The following is a 20,703-nucleotide window of genomic DNA, read 5'->3' as shown; positions in this document are numbered from 1 at the left end:
GCTTACAGTGCACCACACTGTTGGCTAAGGTGTTTGACCCGCCGTTTGACTTCTTCCTGTTTGCCTGTGTTAAATGGTCTGGCATCCGGACTGCCCAGATAGCCGCAGACACGACGGGTAACAGATACGCGTGCCGGGTCGTGGTTGCCACATTTAGGGCAGACAAAGCCTTTGCTGGTACAGGAAAACTCACCACTGAAGCCGCAATCGTAGCATTCATCGATGGGGGTATTGGTGCCGTAATAAGGTACATGGCGATAGCTGTAGTCCCATACGTCTTCCAGCGCCTTGAGATTATGTTGCAGGTTGGGATATTCACCGTAGCAGATGAAGCCGCCACTGGCCATTTTCGGATAGGGAGTCTCGAAGTCGATTTTGTCGTACGGGTTCACTTTTTTCTCTACGTCCAGATGGAAGCTGTTGGTGTAGTAGCCTTTGTCGGTTACGCCGCTAATCACACCGAATTTAGCGGTGTCAAGACGGCAGAAGCGGTTGCACAGATTTTCACTCGGGGTGCTGTAGAGGCTGAAACCATAGCCGGTTTCAGCTTTCCACTGGTCGGCAGTGGTGCGCAGTTTCTGCACGATGGCGATGGCTTTCTGGCGTAAGGTTTCGCTGTCAAAGACATGGGTGTCGCTACCATATAGGGCGTTGATGGTTTCATGCAGGCCAATATAGCCCAGAGAAATAGAGGCGCGGCCATTTTTAAATATCTGCGCTACTGAGTCATCGGCATTCAGGCGTACGCCACAGGCACCTTCCATATACAGAATCGGTGCAACTCGTGCTTTGACGTTTTCAAAACGGGCAATACGCGTCATCAGTGCGGTGCGACACAGTTGCAGGCGCTCATCCAGTAGTTGCCAGAAACGTGCTTCATCATGTTTGGCTTCGATGGCAATGCGCGGCAGGTTGAGGCTGATAACGCCCAGATTGTTACGCCCTTCATGAATTTGTTCGCCATTTTCTTCGTAGACGCCCAAAAAGCTGCGGCAGCCCATTGGGGTTTTGAAGGAACCGGTAACCGCCACTACCTGATCATAGTTGAGAATATCGGGATACATGCGTTTGGAAGCACATTCCAAAGCTAGCTGTTTGATATCGTAGTTAATGTCTTCGGCCTTGTGGTTAATGCCGTCTTTGATGCTAAATACCAGCTTCGGAAAAACTGCTGTTTTGCCGTTTTTACCCAAGCCGGCCAGACGATTGCGCAGAATAGCGGTTTGTATCAGCCGGCTTTCCCAGCTAGTGCCCAGACCAAAGCCGAAGGTCACAAAGGGGGTCTGACCATTAGCGGTATGCAAAGTATTAACTTCATATTCCAGTGACTGGAATGCGTCGTAGCATTCTTTTTCGGTACGGTTGCGGGCATAAGCCTCAATATCGGCAATCTGCCATTCTGCTGCGACGGCAAGGTGTTTGTTGTAGCTGGCACGGACAAAGGGTGCTAGTACTTCATCGATACGGTTGATGGTGCTGCCACCGTAAATATGGCTGGCTACCTGAGCAATAATCTGTGCGGTAACGGCGGTGGCGGTGGCAATCGATTTCGGGGGTTCGATTTCGGCATTGCCCATTTTGAAACCGTGAGTAAGCATGCCATTCAGGTCAATCAGCATGCAGTTGAACATCGGGAAAAAGGGTGCGTAGTCCAAATCGTGGTAATGGATTTCGCCACGTTCATGTGCCAGTACCACATCGCGCGGTAACAGATGCTGCTGCGCATAGTGTTTGGCTACGATACCGGCAAGTAAATCACGCTGAGTGGGAATAACCTTGCTGTCTTTATTGGCATTTTCATTGAGCAGGTTGAAATTAGTTTGTTCTACTAGTCCCTGAATTTCACGGTTAAGACGGCCGCGCGATTCGCGCGCTACATCGCGGGAGTGGCGGTACTCAATGTAGGCACGTGCCAGTTCTTTATACTGGCCAGCCATTAACTGGTCTTCCACAGCCTGCTGAATATCATGAATATCAACATACTCTCGGCTGGCAATGATGCTGGTGACGCGAGCAGCAACCTGTGTACAGTAGGCACTGTCATCAATGTGTACGGCGCTGGCGGCTCGCTGTATGGCATCCTGAATTCGGGCTGCATCAAAGGGGACGTGACAGCCGTCTCTTTTAATTACAATGGGTTTCATGCTGATTATCCTTCTGCTACTGCCTGCCATAACAGGCAGCAGTTACTGCTTTGCTATTAACTAATAACAATTTGCCTGATCCGGGTATTTATGTGTCGTAGATACTATATTTAGTATCAAAGTGCCGTTGCGGTCTTTTTTTTTACTATATATGGGATTGGTGTGGTGAATAAAGCGGCATTTTTCGCTTTTATTTGACATAGCGCATCAAGTAGGGTTGACATGGTTATTTTATTTATAAAAATCATATATTTATATAAATGAAATGGAAGTGTAAAAAATAGTCATTTCTTGCTGGCTGGCGTAGATGCCGGTTTCCGTAGCAAAGGTTGCCTGATGCCTCAATTTAAATAGAACGTGTACGGTTAACTATGAATATGCTTTAAATATGGCGCTTAGCGTACTGTGTGTAGAGCGAAGTGATGGTCGTGCTAATAAACAACGACATAATAATCGTCACGATTAGATGTCCACTGCGTAGGCAATCTGGGTTGAAGCTGATGCGAATACTTGCAATCAGCAAAGCATTCACAGCAATCAGCAGCCAGTAACGATAGTTAATCTGCACAACAGGCAGGTTCGATTGGGGCATGTACAAAATAAAAGCAGCAATGCACAGCAGACCACCGATTGAGCTGCCATGCTGTAATAGTTTGTAGACAGGCAGTGGTTGCAAAAATGGCAGTGTTATTTCCTGCTGTAGCCACAGGCTGTGGCTGACAAACCAGCCAGACGGATGAGTGAAAGCATCCCAGAATACATGCGACAGACTACCGAGAAACAGTGAAAAGATAACAATCAGGTAGTGCCGGCAGAAATATTGCGTCCAGTTGAATGTCAGATAAACATTAAAGCGCCGCTGTAAACTGGACGGCAGGTGTCGAATTAATGGATTGCGGATGATGAGGTGAAAAATAAAAGCCACAGTCAGGCCGGTAAGGATATTGAGTAGGCAGATACCGGTACAGGCATGTCCATATACGCCAAACATTCTCATGCGGATATAATATTCAAAATCTGGTGACATGCTGCCAATAATCAGCCCAGTCATGGAAAACCATTTGCTGTAACGATACAAAGGCAGAATGATGGCCGGATGAGAAAGGGTAAAAGGCATGAGGAAAGCACTCTGAGAAAATAAGTTAATCTGTTAGCGGTATGAATGGCGTGGGCTGGTTGCTATTGCGCCCATTCGCGGCACAGAGCCAGAATATCTGCACCAAAATTTCTGATTTTACTTTCGCCCAGTCCATAAATATGATTTAAATCAGCCAGTGTGGCAGGTGGATGCTGTACCAAATCCTGCAAGGTGCGGTCGGCAAAAATGGTATAGGCGGGTACATTATTCTCGCTGGCGCGCTCTTTACGCCAGCGGCGCAAGGTTTGCCACAGGCGTTCTTCGCGTTCGGTGCGCAGCCAGATATCATTACTGCGGCTACTGCGGGTTTTGTCATGTTTCAGTGGGCGCAACCAAACCTGCTGCTGGTTTTTTAATACTGCGCGCGCCTGTTCAGTCAGTTGTAAAGCCTGATTGGCCATATCAACATTCAGGTAGCCAGCAGCAACACATTGTCGTACCACTGTGCGCCATTCCTTGACACTCAATTCACGGCCGATGCCAAAGGTGGATAATTGCTGATGACCATAACGTAGTACCCACTCCGATTCACGGCCACGTAAAACATCAATCACATGGCCAGTAGCAAAACGCTGCCCCACCCGATACACGCAGGAAAGTAGTTTTTGCGCCAGTACAGTACCGTCAAACCGGCTGGGTGGGTCAATGCAGTTATCACAATGCCCGCAGGGCTGGCTGTCCTCTCCAAAATAGCGCAGCAGCAGTTGGCGGCGGCAATCGGCAGTTTCGCAAAATGCCAGCATGGCATCTAATTTTTGCAAATCTATGCGTTTTTGTGTTTCATCCCGCTCGGCTAGCTGAATCCGTTCGCGCAGCAATACCCAGTCATTCAGGCCATAACATAGCCAGCTGGTGGCCGGTAGGCCATCACGGCCGGCACGTCCCGACTCCTGATAAAAATGTTCAATACTGGCCGGCATGTCCAGATGGGCTACAAAACGCACATCCGGCTTATCTATACCCATGCCAAACGCCACCGTGGCCACTACGATAATACCGTCTTCCTGTGTAAAACGGCGTTGGTTCTGGCTGCGGGTGTCCCAGTCTAGTCCGGCATGGTAGGGCAGGGCAGTCAGCCCGTTTTCCCCCAGAAAAGCAGCAATATCTTCCACACGTTTGCGCGACAGGCAGTAGACAATACCGTTCTCACCATGCATCTGGCTGCGGATAAATTGCAGCAGCTGTTTTTTACCGTTATTTTTTTCAACAACCTGATAATCAATATTCGGGCGGTTAAAGCTGGAAATAAATACCGGTGCATCTGTTAAATCCAGATAGTGTTGAATATCGGCACGAGTGGCATTATCGGCTGTAGCAGTTAGTGCAATTCGCGGTATGCTAGGAAACTCATCCGCCAGTACAGATAACTGTTGATACTCGGGACGAAAGTCATGTCCCCATTGACTAACGCAATGAGCCTCATCAATCGCAAACAGACTGATGCGGGTATTATGTAAAAACTGTAAAAAACGCGGCATCACCAGCCGTTCCGGAGCCACGTACAATAGCTGCAAATGTTCGGCAGCGATTTCATCGCCGATGCGCTGTACTTCCTCGCTACTGGTACCACCATGTACACAAGCTGCGGCAATACCATTGATATTTAAAGCCGTAACCTGATCCTGCATCAGTGCAATCAGCGGGGATACAACGATGGCGACACCATCGCGCATTAACGCCGGAATTTGATAACATAACGACTTACCCGCGCCGGTGGGCATCAGTACCAATGCATTATTGCCCTTTGCCACGGTGTTAATAATTTCGGATTGTTGGCCGCGAAATTCCGGATAGCCGAAAACATCGTGTAAAATTTGCTCAGCATGGGTCACATAACACCTGTTACACTTAATCTGAAACGGGCATTGTACTGCAACTTACCTTTATTTCCGACAGCCACTCACCGGTTGTTGCAAGGAATTAGCATGAAAATCATTTATCTCCGTCACCTGATGACCAGTCTGACTGTTTGTACCATACTGGCTGCATGTACAACAACCAGTGTGCCCAAAAAAGCAGATGGAAGCTGGATTGAGCTGGGCGTATCTGCCAGCGGTAATGTTCAACATGCACTGGATAGCGACAGCATCAGACGTCAGGGTAATCTGGTTACTTTCCGTGATCGTAAAACCGTTATCGACTCGAAACAGCAGCATTACAGCAATACCCCGGCCTATAAAACAGCACTGAGCACCATCCAGATTGACTGTGGCCGGAAACTGTTCCGAGTACTGGATGTAGAGCTGCTAGATGCGCATGGTGAACTGATTCGTCAGGATCATTTTGGCGAAACTGATTTGCGCCCGATGAGTATTACCAGTGGTTCAGCCTCCGAGCAGCAATATCAGCAAGTGTGTAGTCATTAAATCTGATAGAGAAAGTGATCAGGCATGAAAGTAAAATATAGCTTGTGGTTATTTTGGGGTTTGGCTGTTACGGCATGGGCTGAGTCTCCTGCCGATGTAGAGCTGCTTAGTGCACAGAAAGCCTATCAGGCAGCATTGTCAGGGCAAAGTGCCAGCCAGAGCAGAGCCTTGCAACTGCAAACTCAGTTACAATCGGCACAGTTGCAGCTAAAAAATGCACAGGATAATGTTACTCGTCTGCAAAGTGATTTCAATCAGGCTGATGTCCAGCGTCAGCAGGCAGAAGCTGCATTGCAGGCTGCTGGAGCCAGACTGGATGCCGCATGGCAGGCCGTACACAGCCATTAAAACAGCATATGACAACAGCAACTATCTGTACTAAAAATCTCTTTGTATTTTTACCGGCCTGACAAACAGCAGCAGCTCGCGTAAAATAGCTACCTTTTGCTTAAACGTTGTTTCGTGAAAAAACAACGTTATGGAATCAACTGTTGTCAAAATGAATTATCCGATTGAATACGATGTAATTGTGGTAGGTGGTGGCCATGCCGGTACAGAGGCAGCTCTGGCCGCTGCACGCATGGGCGCAAATACATTATTGCTTACCCACAATATCGAAACGCTGGGACAAATGTCATGCAATCCGTCTATTGGCGGCATCGGCAAAGGCCATCTAGTGCGCGAACTGGATGCGCTGGGTGGCGCAATGGCATTGGCAGCCGATCACAGTGGTATTCAATTTCGGCGTCTGAATGCCTCAAAAGGGCCAGCAGTACGCGCCACGCGCGCGCAGGCTGACCGTATTTTATATAAAGCGGCTATCCGCTCCGTGTTGGAAAATCAGCCGAATCTGCAATTATTCCAGCAACAGGTCGAAGATATTATTGTAGAACATGGCCGTGCCGTTGGCGTGATGACATCAATGGGTGTTTCATTCCGAGGCCGAGCAGTGGTGCTGACCGCTGGTACTTTTCTGGCCGGTAAAATTCATATTGGTCTAGAAAACTATGCCGGTGGCCGTGCCGGTGACCCGGCCGCCCAGCGTCTGTCTGGTTGCCTGAAAGAGCTGAATTTACCGCAGGGGCGCCTGAAAACCGGCACCCCGCCACGGATTGATGGCCGCAGCATTGATTTTAGTCAGCTCAAAGAGCAGCCGGGTGATAATCCGGCGCCGGTATTTTCCGTGCGTGGCAGCCGTGCCATGCACCCGCAGCAGATTTCCTGCTGGATTACCCATACCAATAGTCATACCCACGACATTATTCGCAGTGGCTTCGACCGCAGCCCGATGTTTACCGGCAAGATTGAAGGGGTTGGGCCACGCTACTGTCCTTCTATCGAAGACAAAATCAACCGTTTTGCCGATAAAGACAGTCATCAGATTTTTCTGGAACCGGAAGGACTAACCACTCACGAGTATTACCCTAACGGTATTTCCACCAGCCTGCCGTTTGATATCCAGCTGCAGCTGGTACATTCCATGCCCGGATTACAAAATGCACATATCCTGCGCCCCGGATATGCCATCGAATATGATTACTTCGACCCGCGCAACCTCAAGGCCAGTCTGGAAACCAAAAGTGTAGCCGGCCTGTTTTTTGCCGGACAAATTAATGGTACCACCGGTTATGAAGAGGCTGCCGCACAAGGATTACTGGCTGGAGCCAATGCAGTGCTTTATACCCGTGAAGCCGAAGCACTGGTGTTGCAGCGTGATCAGGCTTATTTAGGCGTACTAGTTGACGATTTGATTACCAAGGGTGTAACCGAACCCTATCGCATGTTTACCAGCCGTGCCGAATACCGCCTGCAACTGCGCGAAGATAATGCCGATATGCGGCTAACCGAGCTGGGGCGGGCAGTAGGGCTGGTGAGTGATGAACAGTGGCAAATGTTCCAGCAGAAACAGGAAGCGGTAGAGCGTGAACTGCAACGCCTAAGCCATACCTGGTATACCCCACTGAATCTGCCCATGAGTGAACAGCAGCGCGTACTGGGGCAGCCATTAAGTAAGGAATCAAGCCTGCTGGACATGTTACGCCGGCCAAATGTCAGCTACGCCGCCTTAATGACTTTGCCAAATGCGCAGCAGGAAATACTCAGTACAGATGCCGCAGAACAGGTAGAAATTCAGGCAAAATATCAGGGCTATATCGAACGGCAAAACGATGAAATCAGTCACCGCCAGAATCTGGAAAAACTAAAATTGCCAGTCAGTATCGATTACACACTGGTGAAAGGCCTTTCCGCTGAAGTACAACAAAAACTGAATCAGTTCCGCCCCGAAACTGTAGGGCAGGCATCACGTATATCCGGCATCACGCCAGCAGCGGTAGCATTATTGATGGTCCATCTGAGACGGGGTTTTGAAGGAGCAAAAACAGCATGAGTGACATGAAAGCCATGCTGCAACAAGGTTTGCAGCAGATGAATATCAACCTGACAGTACCACAGCAATTACAGTTGCTGGCATTTGTAGAACTGTTAAAAAAATGGAACAGCACCTACAACCTGACTGCACTGCGTAACGATCAGGATGTTATCAGCCATCATATTCTCGATAGCCTAACCTTGTTACCCTATGTAGAGCACGCCCGTGGTCTGATTGACGTCGGTAGTGGTGGCGGCATGCCCGGAATCCCCGTGGCCATTGCCCGTGCGGATTTACCCGTAGCCCTCCTAGACGCCAACAGCAAAAAAACCTCATTTCTGCAACAGGCAGTTATCGAGCTGGGCTTAAGCAACGTACAGGTGATTACCGCACGGGTAGAAGCTATGGTGGGTGAACAGTTTGATGTCATTACCAGCCGAGCTTTTGCCGAATTAAGCGACTTTGTCACCATCACCAAGCAGCTAATGGCAAAAGGTGGTTACTGGGCGGCCATGAAAGGCGTGTATCCGTATGAAGAAATTGAGCGCCTGCCAGAAAATGTAGAATTGGTTCGGGTAGACAAACTCAGCGTTCCCCATCTGGATGCAGAACGCCATATGGTGTTGGTACGCAAGAAAGATCATCCATGAGCGCACATATTATTGCCGTAGCCAATCAGAAGGGTGGTGTGGGTAAAACCACCACCGTCGTTAATCTGGCTGCTTCACTGGTAGAAAAAAAATCCAAAGTTCTGATTGTTGACCTCGACCCTCAGGGCAATGCCACTACCGGCAGCGGTATTAACAAAGGCAACGTAACCAGCGGAGTTTATGCCGTATTGCTGGGCAATGAAGAAATTCACACCGCCATTATCCCTGCCCAAAATGGTGGCTTTGATGTCCTGCCGGCCAATCGGGCTCTGGCAGGTGCCGAAGTCGAGTTGGTGCAGGAACTGGCTCGCGAAATGCGCCTAAAAAATGCCCTAGCACAGGTAGTCAGCCAGTACGACTATATTATTATCGACTGCCCGCCAACATTAACCTTACTAACCATCAATGGCTTAGTAGCGGCACGACACATCATTGTACCCATGTTGTGTGAATATTATGCTCTGGAAGGTATTTCCGACCTGATTGCCACTGTGCGTAAAATCCGTCAGGCAATCAATCCGCAACTGGACATTCTGGGCATTGTCCGCACAATGTATGACCCGCGCAGCCTGCTGGCCAAACAGGTAGATGAACAGCTAAGTGCCCATTTCCCGGATAAACTGTTCAGCACGCCTATTCCGCGTAATGTCCGTTTGGCCGAAGCACCTAGTCATGGCATGCCGGCACTGCAATATGACCCACGAGCTACCGGCACCAAAGCCTATCTGGCACTTGCCGATGAGATTTTGGTGCGTACAGCAGTGAAACAGGCATAAAATCACTTATCAACCTAACAACAGCATCGACGTAGCAGATAATAGAGTCAACCAACAAATTTAAAGAGTGATACATGGTAAAAGCAAAAGGTTTGGGCGCAGGTTTGGATGCCTTACTCGGTTCCGGCAGTGACATCACCGGTGGAGATCGTTTAACCAGAGTAGCGATTACCGATATTATTCCCGGGCGTTACCAGCCGCGCACTCAGATTGATGATGAATCCTTACAGGAATTGGCCGAGTCAATACGTGCTCAGGGCATTATTCAACCGGTAATCGTGCGCGAAATGGGTTTGCAGCAATACGAGCTGATTGCCGGTGAGCGCCGTTGGCGTGCTGCACAATTGGCACAGTTGCAGGAAATTCCCGTAGTCGTTAAAAGCATTTCCGATGAAGCTGCCCTAGCCATGGGGCTGATTGAAAATATCCAGCGCCAGAACCTCAATCCCATTGAAGAGGCGCAAGGTTTAAAACGTCTGGTAGATGAATTCGGCCTCACTCATGATACAGTTGCCAAAGCAGTTGGACGCAGCCGCAGCAGCATTTCCAACAGCCTGCGCTTACTTAATCTGCCCCAGCCAGTTCAGGATCTGATGTACAGTCGACAACTGGAAATGGGGCATGCACGTGCTTTATTAACCCTGTCGGTTATCCAACAAATTGATCTGGCACAAAAAGCAGCACAAAATGGCTGGTCAGTACGGGAAGTAGAACGCCGTTGCCAACAGGCACAGGCCAAACCAGAGGCTGACACACGTCATCCGGCGGAAAAAAGCAGCGAAATACAACAAATTGAAGCCGCACTAGAGCAGCGTTTTTCCGTACCTGTGCAGGTACAAAGCCGGAATCAGCGCAGTGGCCGGATTATTTTGCAGTTTGATAATCCTGAAACATTAAGCCATATATTACAAAGGTTGGGGCTGGAATAAGCCTGTGAAACAGAGATTAACTGCGCAAATACTTTTCAGTTTAGTTAATAATTCTGACAATGTTAATGTTATAGAAATATATAGAAAAATTAATCAATTAGCGAAAGATTGGTTAACGAAATTTCACAAAATCACTTGACGATATTGTATTAGTTGATTATATTAGCGCAGCTTACCGTAGTGTTTTCCAGAGTAACAGAATGAAGTCAATCATGTTTTGGCAAACAGTCATGTTGTTTGCCGCAATTTGCGTGTCTGCATGGTTGTGGAATTATTCTGCTATCTGGTCAGCAGTATTGGGTGGCCTGAGTTACCTGATACCAACATTACTGGCGATATTAACCATTATCGCTGCAAAAAAATTACCGGCGCTATTACCTGCAACACTGTTAATGGCAGAAATCAGCAAAATCCTCATGATATGCCTGATGATGTTGCTGGTGTATGTATGCTATTCTGCTGTTAACTGGTTTGCTTACCTGACAGGACTGATACTAGTCAGTCAGGCTGGATTGTTCACATTTAGAAAAAGATTGTTACTATGAGCGGCACAGAGATGACTCCGGGCGAATATATTAGCCATCACTTAATCAATTACACCCAGAAATCACCAGATTATCAGACAAATATGGTTGATTTCTCGTTTCTCAATTTGGATACCCTGTTTTTTTCCATCCTAACTGGTGTTATCGCTTCTGCCATCATGTTTGTGGCAGCGCGACGCATGAAAGTAGGTGTACCCACTCGTTTTCAGGCGGCCATAGAATTGCTGATTGAATTTGTAGGCGGTATCTGCAAGGATATGGTTCACAATGAGAAATCCCGTAAGACCATTGCTCCGCTGGGGTTGACCGTATTTATGTGGATTCTGTTCATGAATATCATGGATCTGTTGCCAGTTGATCTATTGCCATGGGCTTGGCAGCATAGCACAGGTGATCATCATGCTTATCTGCGCGTTGTGCCTACTGCAGACCTGAATACCACCATGGCCATGGCCATTTCCGTTTTATTTTTGTGTATTGTTTACAATATCAAAATCAAAGGTTTGGGTGGTTGGATTCACGAATTGTTCAGTGCGCCATTTGGTAACAAGGTTTGGCTGTTTATTCCCAATTTTTTGATGAATATCATTGAATTCTTTTCCAAAACCCTATCGCATGGTATGCGACTGTTCGGTAACATGTATGCGGGTGAAATTCTGTTTATGGTTATTGCCTTGATGGGCGGTGCCTGGGGTATGTCTGGTGCTGCTGGTGTTAGCGATGTGGTTCTCTTCGTCCTGCAAATCATTGCTGGTCTGGCTTGGGCTATATTCCATATCTTGGTGATTGCTTTGCAGGCGTATCTCTTTATGGTACTGACCTTTGTTTATCTGGGTCAGGCTCACGATTCCCATTAAGGGTAATTTATTTGTTGTAGTATTCTTTTCTTTTATTTAAGGAGTGAAGTAAATGGGTGGTTTAATCGCTATCGCTTGTGGTTTGATGATCGGTATTTCTGCCATGGGTGCCTCTATCGGTATTGGTATGCTGGGTGCAAAATACATGGAATCTTCTGCCCGTCAGCCTGAATTAATGAACTCATTGCTGGGTAAATTCTTCATTATCATGGGTATGATTGATGCTGCGTTCATTATCTCCCTGGGCGTATCATTCTTGTACTTCGCCAAAATCGGCGGCTGATAAACTTGGATTTGCTGGTTGTTAACTGTTTTAATTAATAAACACAAATTCTAAAGGTTTAATCGTGAATATCAACGCAACCCTAATTGCACAAGTACTCGTTTTTGTTATGTTTGTGCTATTTACGATGAAATTCGTATGGCCACCCATCGTCAAAGTACTTGATGCCCGTGCCGACAAAATTGCCGAAGGTTTAGCTGCTGCTGAACGTGGAAAAAACGATTTTGCTCAGGCGGAAAAACGTGTTGCTGATATCTTGGCCGAGGGTCGCAGTCAGGTCTCCGAAATGGTGGCCAATGCGGAAAAGCGTGCCGCGCAGATTGTTGAAGATGCCAAAACACAGGCATCGGAAGAAGCTGCCCGTATCATGGCTCAGGCAAAAGCTGATGTTGAGCAAGAAGCCAATCGGGCCCGTGAAGCACTGCGTCAGCAGGTAGCAGATTTGGTTGTTAAAGGTGCCGAATCCATCCTGCGCAGCGAAGTTAACCCTTCACATCACGCTGATTTACTGGCGAACCTGAAACAGGAGCTGTAATCCCATGGCTGAGTTCGCAACCATAGCCAGACCATATGCCAAGGCATTGTTCAGTTTGGCACAAGAACAGAATCAGATTGAGTCTTGGTTGGACGAACTGAAAACACTGGCTGAAGTTATCCTGCAACCAAAAGTGCAGTTACTGATTGACGAGCCGGAATGCGAATATGCACAGAAGGCAAAAGAAATCCTGTCATTAGTCGATTTTACGCCTGCTGATGAACTGAAAAATTTCATCTTCGTGTTGGCGCAGAACAAACGCTTAACAGTTTTGCCAGAAATTTATACGTTATTCCAAGACTATGCTTTGTCCCTTAACGATATAAAAGAAGCCACCGTATATACGGCCTATCCCATTGATAAAGTGCAGTTTGCACAAGTCGTTGTGGATCTGGAAGCCCATTTCAACAGCCGGTTGAAAGCGCATCAGGTGGTTGCCCCGGAATTAATTGGTGGCGTAAAAGTAGAAGTTGGTGACCGAGTATTGGATTTGTCGGTGCAAGGCAGATTAAACAGCCTGCATGCGGCATTGATGAATTAGGAGAGTTTTCATGCAGCTTAATCCTGCTGAAATTAGCGATTTGATTAAAGCTAAAATCGCAAACCTGAACGTAGATACAGAATTACGTACCCGTGGTACCGTAATGTCTGTAACTGACGGGATTGTGCGCGTTCACGGCTTGTCAGACGTGATGCAAGGTGAAATGCTCGAGTTTCCCGGTAATACATTTGGTCTCGCCATGAACCTAGAGCGCGATTCTGTAGGTGCCGTGATTCTGGGTGAATCAGAACATATTAAAGAAGGTGACGAAGTTACCTGTACCGGTCGTATTCTGGAAGTACCGGTAGGCCGTGAGCTGGTAGGCCGTGTAGTTGATGCACTGGGTCGTCCGATTGATGGCAAGGGTCCAATTAACGCCACGCACACTGCTCCAGTAGAAAAAATTGCCCCGGGTGTGATTGCACGTCAGTCTGTGGATCAGCCCATGCAAACTGGTCTGAAAGCCATTGACTCAATGGTTCCTATTGGTCGTGGCCAGCGCGAATTGATTATTGGTGACCGTCAGACCGGTAAAACCGCCGTGGCTCTGGATGCCATTGTTAACCAGAAAGACACCGGCGTAATCTGTATTTATGTAGCTATCGGCCAGAAAGCTTCTTCCATTGCCAGCGTAGTGCGCAAATTGGAAGAGCATGGTGCGATGGATCACACCATTATTGTTGCTGCTACTGCTTCTGAAGCAGCTGCTCTACAATATATTGCCCCATATGCTGGTTGCAGCATGGGTGAATTTTTCCGAGATAACGGTGAAGATGCGCTGATTGTTTATGATGATCTGTCTAAACAGGCAGTAGCATACCGTCAGATTTCCCTGTTGTTGCGCCGTCCACCTGGCCGAGAAGCTTATCCGGGCGACGTATTTTATTTGCATTCACGTCTGCTGGAACGCGCTTCCCGCATCAATGCACATGAAGTAGAAGAGCTGACCAAGGGTGCAGTAAAAGGCAAAACCGGTTCATTAACTGCCCTGCCGATTATTGAAACTCAGGCTGGTGACGTATCTGCATTCGTACCAACCAACGTTATTTCCATTACAGACGGCCAGATATTTTTGGAAACGGACCTGTTCAACTCTGGTATCCGTCCTGCCATCAATGCCGGTATCTCTGTATCCCGTGTAGGTGGTGCAGCCCAGACCAAAGTCATCAAAAAACTGGGTGGTGGTATTCGTCTGGCTCTGGCACAGTACCGCGAACTGGCTGCATTCTCACAGTTTGCTTCTGATTTGGATGAAGCAACCCGCAAACAGCTACGTCATGGTGAAGTTGTGACAGAACTGATGAAACAGAAACAGTTCAGCACTCTGAGTACCGGAGAAATGGCGCTGACCTTGTGGGCGATAAACAACGGTTCTTATGATGATGTACCAGTGTCAAAAGCATTGGGCTTTGAAGCAGAGTTTTTAGGCTATGTGCGTACCCAGTGTCCGAACGTATTGCAGGACATTGATGCAACCGGTGCCTTGAGCGATGATAATGCCAAAGCATTGGACAACGCCATGAAGACCTTCAAATCGTCTTACAGCTTTCAGGCGTAAGCGTGTCATTGAAAGGAGTCTGAAATGGCAGTAGGAAAAGAGATTCTCACCAGAATTCGCAGTGTTCAGAATACCCAAAAGATCACTAAAGCGATGCAAATGGTGTCAACCTCTAAAATGCGGAAGACTCAGGAACGGATGCGTCAGGCGCGTCCGTATGCCGATAAAATTCGTCTGGTAATGAGCCATCTGGCACAAACCCATTCCAGTCATAACATACCTTTATTGCGTAGTACTAATGATAGCAAGCGTGTTGGCTTCATCGTTATTACTACCGACAAGGGCTTGTGTGGCGGTTTAAATGCCAATATTTTGAAAGCATTCTTCAGTAAAGTGCAAGAATGCAATCATCAGGGGCTGGATGCCGAAGTTGTGTGTCTGGGCAGCAAAGGGCTGGCGGCATGCAACCGCGTGGGTTTGAATGTCATTGCCAGTGCTGTGGGCTTGGGTGATACACCCAGAGTAGCTACATTATTAGGTCCGTTAACGGAAATTTTTCAGCGTTATGCCGAAGGTAAACTGGATGCAATTTATCTGGTTTATGCCGGCTTTATCAATACCATGCGTCAGGAAGCACGTCTGGAAACACTGCTGCCAATCGGGCAGAATGTTCTGGATCAGGTACCTGAAAGCAAGGAATACGGCTGGGAATACGTATACGAACCTTCACCACAGCAGGTGCTGGAATTTTTAGTCCGCCGTTATTTAGAGTCTGTGGTTTATCAGGCCTTATCTGAAAACATGGCTGCCGAACAGGCTGCGCGTATGGTAGCAATGAAAGCCGCTACCGATAATGCGAGCAACGCCATTAAAGAATTGCGTCTGGTGTATAACAAATCGCGTCAGGCAGCGATTACCACAGAGTTGTCAGAAATTGTGGCCGGTGCTGCTGCTGTTTAAGCAGTGCAGGTCAAATAAACTTAGGATGCGATAATGAGCCAAGGCAAAATCGTACAAATCATTGGTGCGGTAGTGGACGTTGAATTCCCACATGATTCCATTCCCAATGTGTATGACGCTCTTAAACTGGTTGATACTGATTTAACTCTCGAAGTTGAACAGTTACTGGGTGATGGTATCGTGCGTACCATTCCCATGGGTACTTCCGATGGTCTGAAACGCGGTATGGCCGTAGTCAATACTGGCGCCCCGATTACTGTACCAGTAGGTACGGCTACTCTGGGTCGGATTATGGACGTTTTGGGTCATCCAGTTGATGAAGCTGGTGAAATCAAAACCAGCACCACCCGTTCCATTCACCAGCAGGCACCAAAATTTGATGAGCTTTCCAGCTCTACCGAATTGCTGGAAACCGGTATCAAGGTAATTGACCTGCTGTGCCCGTTTGCCAAAGGTGGTAAAGTCGGTCTGTTTGGCGGTGCCGGTGTAGGTAAAACCGTGAACATGATGGAACTGATTAACAACATTGCCAAAGCGCACAGCGGTTTGTCTGTGTTTGCCGGTGTAGGTGAGCGTACTCGTGAAGGTAACGACTTCTATCACGAGATGAAAGACTCCAACGTACTGGACAAAGTGGCAATGGTGTATGGTCAGATGAACGAACCACCGGGTAACCGTTTACGCGTGGCATTGACTGGTCTGACCATGGCGGAATACTTCCGTGATGAAAAAGACGAAAATGGTAGAGGCCGCGATGTATTGTTGTTCATCGACAATATTTACCGTTATACACTGGCCGGTACCGAAGTATCAGCACTGTTAGGCCGCATGCCGTCTGCTGTGGGTTATCAGCCAACATTGGCCGAAGAAATGGGTCGTTTACAGGAGCGTATTGCTTCTACCAAAACAGGTTCCATTACTTCTATTCAGGCCGTGTACGTACCTGCGGATGACTTGACTGACCCGTCTCCAGCAACAACGTTTGCTCACTTGGATGCGACCGTGGTATTGAGCCGTGATATTGCTTCTTTAGGTATTTATCCGGCGGTAGACCCATTGGATTCCACTTCACGTCAGCTTGACCCAGCAGTAATTGGTCAGGAACACTACGACGTTGCACGCGGAGTGCAGACTACCCTGCAAAAATACAAAGAGCTGAACGATATTATTGCAATTCTGGGTATGGACGAATTGTCTGATGAAGACAAGCTAACCGTAAACCGCGCACGTAAAATTCAGCGCTTTTTATCACAGCCTTTCCACGTGGCCGAAGTGTTTACCGGTGCCCCGGGTAAATACGTATCCCTGCGTGATACCATTGCTGGCTTTAAAGCAATTCTGAATGGTGAATACGACCACCTGCCGGAACAGGCTTTCTACATGGTAGGCAATATTGAAGAAGCTGCTGAAAAAGCGAAAACCCTAAACTAAGGAGCGCTTGATGAGTACCATGCAAGTGGAAGTGGTGAGTAATGAAGAGAACATCTATTCTGGAGAGGCCTGCTTTATAGTTGTGCCAACTCTGGAAGGTGAGCTGGGTATTTATCCTCGCCATGAACCCATTATGAGCTTGGTGCGTCCCGGTGCCCTGCGTTTGACAGTTCCTGGCCAGAAAGAAGAAATTCTGGTGGCAGTATCAGGCGGTGTTCTGGAAGTGCAACCGAATAAGCTAACACTTTTGGCAGATGTGGCCGTTCGCAGTGAAGAAATGGATCAGCAACGTGCCGAAGAAGCTAAAAAAGCAGCCGAATCCGGTATCCATGAGGCCAAAGATGATGTTTCTCTGGCCAAAGCACATGTGGCTTTAGCTGCGGCAATTGCCCAACTGAAAACGCTGGATTACCTGCGCACACATCGAAAATAAACAGCCATAATAGTAGCCACCAAACTGGCTTGGTTACTATAAGGAAATGTTTAAAAGCCCGGCAGATTGTCCGGGCTTTTCTACTTGTAGAAAAATATATGGCACAGCACAAATGAATGTTTGATATCAACGATGACCAATCCAAGAATCAAGCTTCAATTTCCGTGAGTGATGTTGCACTACAGCGATTAAAACCAAAATTCAGTGCTGACCAATCTATCAGAAATTTCAGCTGATATGAGATTAAATATATTGCAGAATTCAATCATCTGAATATATTTCAATATACGGGTTAATTAAAATTTAATGGACTATTAAGTACATTTCTGGAATTAATAGCCCAACAGACTTTTAAATTTCACATTTTCACAAAGCAAGAACTATATCCGTTCATCCAGGTTGGATATGCGACTACCATTTACTTATCCCTTGCCTGCTTACGCCTGTTTGGTTGGGTAGATAGTCAGCTCAGAGATATTGGTATCTTCTGGCTGTTCTATCGCAAAGTTTACAACACGAGCAATAGCATCAGGGCTAATACCTACCTGTTTATAGAGTTCGGTCATACTTTGTAAGACTGTAGTATCAGTGATGCTCTGCAACAGTTCAGTATTAATCGCTGCCGGATACAAAGTGGTGGTGCGGATGTTAGTTTGTTCGGTAGCGCTTTCCTGCCGAATAACCTCCATCAGATTGCGTACCGCAAATTTAGTGGCACCATAAACCCCACAGCCCATAAAGCTTTTGATACCGGCAATAGAGGATGTAGTAATGATATGACCAGCTTTCTGCTTGATAAAAATCGGCATTACCGCCGCTATACCATTAAGTACCCCTTTCAGATTAATATCAATCATATCATTCCACTGTTGTGTATGCAGCGCACTAATGTAGGAGTTAGGCATGATTCCGGCATTGTTGAATATCACATCAACACCCTGAAAATGTTGTTGTGCCAGTTCAACCAGCATTTGTAGTTGTTCAGGCTGGCGTACATCAGTAACCTGATATATGGCCTGCCCGCCAGACTGGGTAATTTCCTGTTGCAGTTGTTGTAATTGCTGTTCACGGCGTGCTGCCAGAACGACCTTGGCCCCATTTTTAGTCAGCAAACGGGCTGTTGCTGCACCAATACCAGACGACGCACCCGTAATAATGACTACTTTATTCTGAACGCCCATAATTTACTCCTTTGGTTGAATTCTGATTGTTTGAGCAAGGATTCGTTTGCTTTCTTGCCAGATATGCCTACACTGATTTACTGAAATGTTGGCTGAAGAAATTTAGACATCACTGTCAAGATGGATTTCTACCTATGAATAAAATGCACACAGATAAATTTTTCTGAATACCATCCGTAGTCTAGCGCAAATTATTTTTCGTTGCTGCAATAAATTTCTTTCGCCAGATTAAATGCAGACCAAGCTTTTGGCCAGCCGACATAAAAAGGTAAATGGGTAATAATTTCAACGATTTCAGCTTTGCTAATACCGTTTTGTTTACCAAGATTTAAATGCGCACTTAGCTGCTCGAAATTATCAGCACTGATTAAAGCCGCAATGGTAATCATGCTGCGCTGATGTGCCGGTAATTGTTGTTCGCGTGACCATACTTCACCAAACAATATCTCATCATTCAAATGAGCAAACTGAGGCGCAAATTCACCTAATAGATCATGACCTGCTGTCTGCTTTTTCATTGTTTTTCTCCTGTCCTGTAAATAGAGTGATTACAGCATGCTGTAATCACTGCTGGCTACAGGTTCGAGCCATTCACTTTGTCCTTTTGTAATGGCTACATGACTAAACCAGCTCTCTTTGGTAGCACCGTGCCAATGTTTTACACCAGCATGGATGACCACTACATCACCCGGGTTAAGCAAACGTGCTGGCTTACCAGCTTCCTGATACCAGCCTTGTCCGGCAGTGGCCAGCAGAATCTGATATCCATGCAAGTGTTTGTGCCAGTGGTTATAGCAGCCGGGCTCAAACGTAACATTACTAACGTCAACATCGACATTGTCATCTATAGCGGCCAGATTGCATAAATAGCTCTGGCCAATAAAATATTGTGCATAATTACTGTTAACCATACCTTGCGGAAAAATCTGTTTGAATACTGATGACATGTGCTTGCTCCTGTTGTAATCTGAATTTGATTATAAAACCTAAAGTTAACTTTAACTCAAGCATTATCTTGGGCAGTTTTGCTGACCGTTACATTATTTATTGCATTCTCTTTAAAATATTGATTTTTGCTATTGAAGCTTTGTTTTAAACATGAATACGGCTACTAACAATTTCAAACAAAACAGTATTTGTGCGTTTACCAATATATTTGGGTTAACACCAGCTATAGTGCGCTATTGTGAAATTCTGAGGCTAATTGCGCTGCAACAAACATCTAGCTAGAGCCACCATTTGACACAAAGGATGTGACTGAATGCGTTTTGTGTTGTATCTGAAAAATACTGGTATGCGTATGGTGCAGCATCAGCAGGAAATGCAGTTTAAGCACTGATAAACTTTGCTTGATATCTGAACAGTATTGGCCATCTTATGCTGAAAGGCTGATAAATATAATTGTGCTCTACTAATAAATATCCGGCTGATACTGAATTGTTATCAATAGAGATTAATAATATCAATTGATTGTATCTATAGATGATATTTTTTACTGTAGTGATATCTAGGCAATATGTAAAAACCTTTGCAGCAAATATAACTTTTGGGTAACTCAATTTTTTATAAATGCCAAGATGAAGAAAGTAGTATGGAAATGTCTAATATCAAACGAAGAAAGCTGAAACTAATAAAATAAACCCGATGCTTGCCGAGTTAAGTTTAAAATCACAGTTTCAGAAAGAGAACATAAAAAATTCTAGTGCCAACTAAAACAATCAAGGGAAATAACTGAGAAATGGCTAAAATTTATAACACAGAGAAACCCTATAAGACACTAAGAATATAGCATCGCTAAAATATAAACACCTAATATCAACTGAAATAGCTTTGGATAAATCATAACTATACTAAAGTGACAACTAAACAGATTACAGAAACAACAATACCAAGTACAAGGCATTGTTTAGAGAATAGCCGATACAAAAAAGCCCAAAACCAATACAGAATAGAACCAAAAGCAGGCGAAGAGAGAGTAGTCAAAAGAAAAAGCGCGAGGGGGTAAAGCAAAGCGAGTCAAAGCGTGTCAAAAATAAAATCTTAAAAAACAGTCATATGATGAAAT

Annotated in this window: 21 protein-coding genes; 15 read left to right on the top strand and 6 right to left on the bottom strand. The window is 46.3% G+C overall.

The annotated features are described in order from the left end of the window. Positions 1-2: 2 nt before the first annotated feature. From nrdD to recQ, 3 genes are all read right to left on the bottom strand, one after another. Positions 3-2,144 (bottom strand): anaerobic ribonucleoside-triphosphate reductase, encoded by a 2,142-nt coding sequence (nrdD, locus tag MJ764_RS09635; protein WP_239326498.1) that lies wholly within the window; start codon positions 2,142-2,144, stop codon positions 3-5. Positions 2,145-2,526: 382 nt separating this feature from the next. After that, positions 2,527-3,261 carry a DUF4184 family protein gene (locus MJ764_RS09630; protein WP_239326496.1) on the bottom strand — a complete coding sequence of 245 codons (735 nt, stop codon included), beginning with the start codon at positions 3,259-3,261 and terminating at the stop codon, positions 2,527-2,529. 62 nt (positions 3,262-3,323) lie between these two features. Then, the gene (recQ, locus tag MJ764_RS09625) at positions 3,324-5,114 is read right to left on the bottom strand and encodes a DNA helicase RecQ (RefSeq protein WP_338053848.1); all 1,791 of its coding nucleotides are present in this window, start codon (positions 5,112-5,114) and stop codon (positions 3,324-3,326) included. Between the two features lie 93 nt (positions 5,115-5,207). Between recQ and MJ764_RS09620 the strand changes: the two genes are divergently transcribed. From MJ764_RS09620 to MJ764_RS09550, 15 genes are all read left to right on the top strand, one after another. Then, positions 5,208-5,648, top strand: a complete 441-nt coding sequence (locus tag MJ764_RS09620; RefSeq protein WP_239326494.1) for a surface-adhesin E family protein — start codon at positions 5,208-5,210, stop codon at positions 5,646-5,648. Positions 5,649-5,672: 24 nt separating this feature from the next. After that, the gene (locus MJ764_RS09615) at positions 5,673-5,996 is read left to right on the top strand and encodes a hypothetical protein (protein ID WP_239326492.1); all 324 of its coding nucleotides are present in this window, start codon (positions 5,673-5,675) and stop codon (positions 5,994-5,996) included. A gap of 151 nt (positions 5,997-6,147) precedes the next feature. Further along, entirely contained in the window at positions 6,148-8,037 is a 1,890-nt protein-coding gene (gene mnmG, locus MJ764_RS09610; protein ID WP_239326490.1) for a tRNA uridine-5-carboxymethylaminomethyl(34) synthesis enzyme MnmG, read from the top strand. Beyond that, entirely contained in the window at positions 8,034-8,669 is a 636-nt protein-coding gene (gene rsmG, locus MJ764_RS09605) for a 16S rRNA (guanine(527)-N(7))-methyltransferase RsmG (protein WP_239326488.1), read from the top strand. The genes mnmG and rsmG overlap by 4 nt, the downstream gene beginning before the upstream one ends. After that, positions 8,666-9,445, top strand: coding sequence for a ParA family protein (locus MJ764_RS09600; protein WP_239326486.1), 780 nt, complete (start codon positions 8,666-8,668; stop codon positions 9,443-9,445). Before rsmG ends, MJ764_RS09600 begins: the two co-directional genes overlap by 4 nt. Positions 9,446-9,519: 74 nt before the next feature. Beyond that, the gene (locus MJ764_RS09595) at positions 9,520-10,374 is read left to right on the top strand and encodes a ParB/RepB/Spo0J family partition protein (RefSeq protein WP_239326484.1); all 855 of its coding nucleotides are present in this window, start codon (positions 9,520-9,522) and stop codon (positions 10,372-10,374) included. A 212-nt stretch (positions 10,375-10,586) separates the two neighbouring features. Continuing rightward, positions 10,587-10,919: an ATP synthase subunit I gene (locus MJ764_RS09590; protein ID WP_239326482.1), complete on the top strand. Its 333-nt coding sequence runs from the start codon at positions 10,587-10,589 to the stop codon at positions 10,917-10,919. Then, complete coding sequence (atpB, locus tag MJ764_RS09585) at positions 10,916-11,776, top strand: F0F1 ATP synthase subunit A (protein ID WP_239326480.1); 861 nt, start codon at positions 10,916-10,918, stop codon at positions 11,774-11,776. The genes MJ764_RS09590 and atpB overlap by 4 nt, the downstream gene beginning before the upstream one ends. A 52-nt stretch (positions 11,777-11,828) precedes the next feature. After that, positions 11,829-12,059, top strand: a complete 231-nt coding sequence (gene atpE / locus MJ764_RS09580) for a F0F1 ATP synthase subunit C (RefSeq protein ID WP_025331627.1) — start codon at positions 11,829-11,831, stop codon at positions 12,057-12,059. A gap of 64 nt (positions 12,060-12,123) precedes the next feature. Then, positions 12,124-12,594 carry a F0F1 ATP synthase subunit B gene (locus MJ764_RS09575; RefSeq protein ID WP_239326478.1) on the top strand — a complete coding sequence of 157 codons (471 nt, stop codon included), beginning with the start codon at positions 12,124-12,126 and terminating at the stop codon, positions 12,592-12,594. A gap of 4 nt (positions 12,595-12,598) precedes the next feature. Beyond that, positions 12,599-13,135: a F0F1 ATP synthase subunit delta gene (locus MJ764_RS09570; RefSeq protein WP_239326476.1), complete on the top strand. Its 537-nt coding sequence runs from the start codon at positions 12,599-12,601 to the stop codon at positions 13,133-13,135. Between the two features lie 10 nt (positions 13,136-13,145). Then, entirely contained in the window at positions 13,146-14,693 is a 1,548-nt protein-coding gene (gene atpA, locus MJ764_RS09565) for a F0F1 ATP synthase subunit alpha (protein WP_239326474.1), read from the top strand. 24 nt (positions 14,694-14,717) lie between these two features. After that, complete coding sequence (atpG, locus tag MJ764_RS09560; protein ID WP_239326472.1) at positions 14,718-15,593, top strand: F0F1 ATP synthase subunit gamma; 876 nt, start codon at positions 14,718-14,720, stop codon at positions 15,591-15,593. Between the two features lie 33 nt (positions 15,594-15,626). Then, entirely contained in the window at positions 15,627-17,024 is a 1,398-nt protein-coding gene (gene atpD, locus MJ764_RS09555; protein ID WP_239326470.1) for a F0F1 ATP synthase subunit beta, read from the top strand. 10 nt (positions 17,025-17,034) lie between these two features. Further along, positions 17,035-17,457, top strand: coding sequence for a F0F1 ATP synthase subunit epsilon (locus MJ764_RS09550; protein ID WP_239326468.1), 423 nt, complete (start codon positions 17,035-17,037; stop codon positions 17,455-17,457). Between the two features lie 437 nt (positions 17,458-17,894). Here MJ764_RS09550 and MJ764_RS09545 read toward each other — a convergent pair whose 3' ends face one another. The 3 genes from MJ764_RS09545 to MJ764_RS09535 form a co-directional block, all read right to left on the bottom strand. Continuing rightward, positions 17,895-18,638, bottom strand: a complete 744-nt coding sequence (locus tag MJ764_RS09545; protein WP_239326466.1) for an SDR family oxidoreductase — start codon at positions 18,636-18,638, stop codon at positions 17,895-17,897. Positions 18,639-18,829: 191 nt separating this feature from the next. After that, on the bottom strand, positions 18,830-19,156 hold the full coding sequence (locus MJ764_RS09540; RefSeq protein ID WP_239326464.1) for a carboxymuconolactone decarboxylase family protein: 327 nt from the start codon (positions 19,154-19,156) through the stop codon (positions 18,830-18,832). Between the two features lie 30 nt (positions 19,157-19,186). After that, complete coding sequence (locus tag MJ764_RS09535; RefSeq protein ID WP_239326462.1) at positions 19,187-19,585, bottom strand: cupin domain-containing protein; 399 nt, start codon at positions 19,583-19,585, stop codon at positions 19,187-19,189. Positions 19,586-20,703 lie beyond the last annotated feature (1,118 nt).

The sequence above is a fragment of the Snodgrassella gandavensis genome (assembly GCF_914768025.1).
Lineage (GTDB): Bacteria > Pseudomonadota > Gammaproteobacteria > Burkholderiales > Neisseriaceae > Snodgrassella > Snodgrassella gandavensis.
This window is presented reverse-complemented; position numbering and strand designations above follow the sequence as displayed.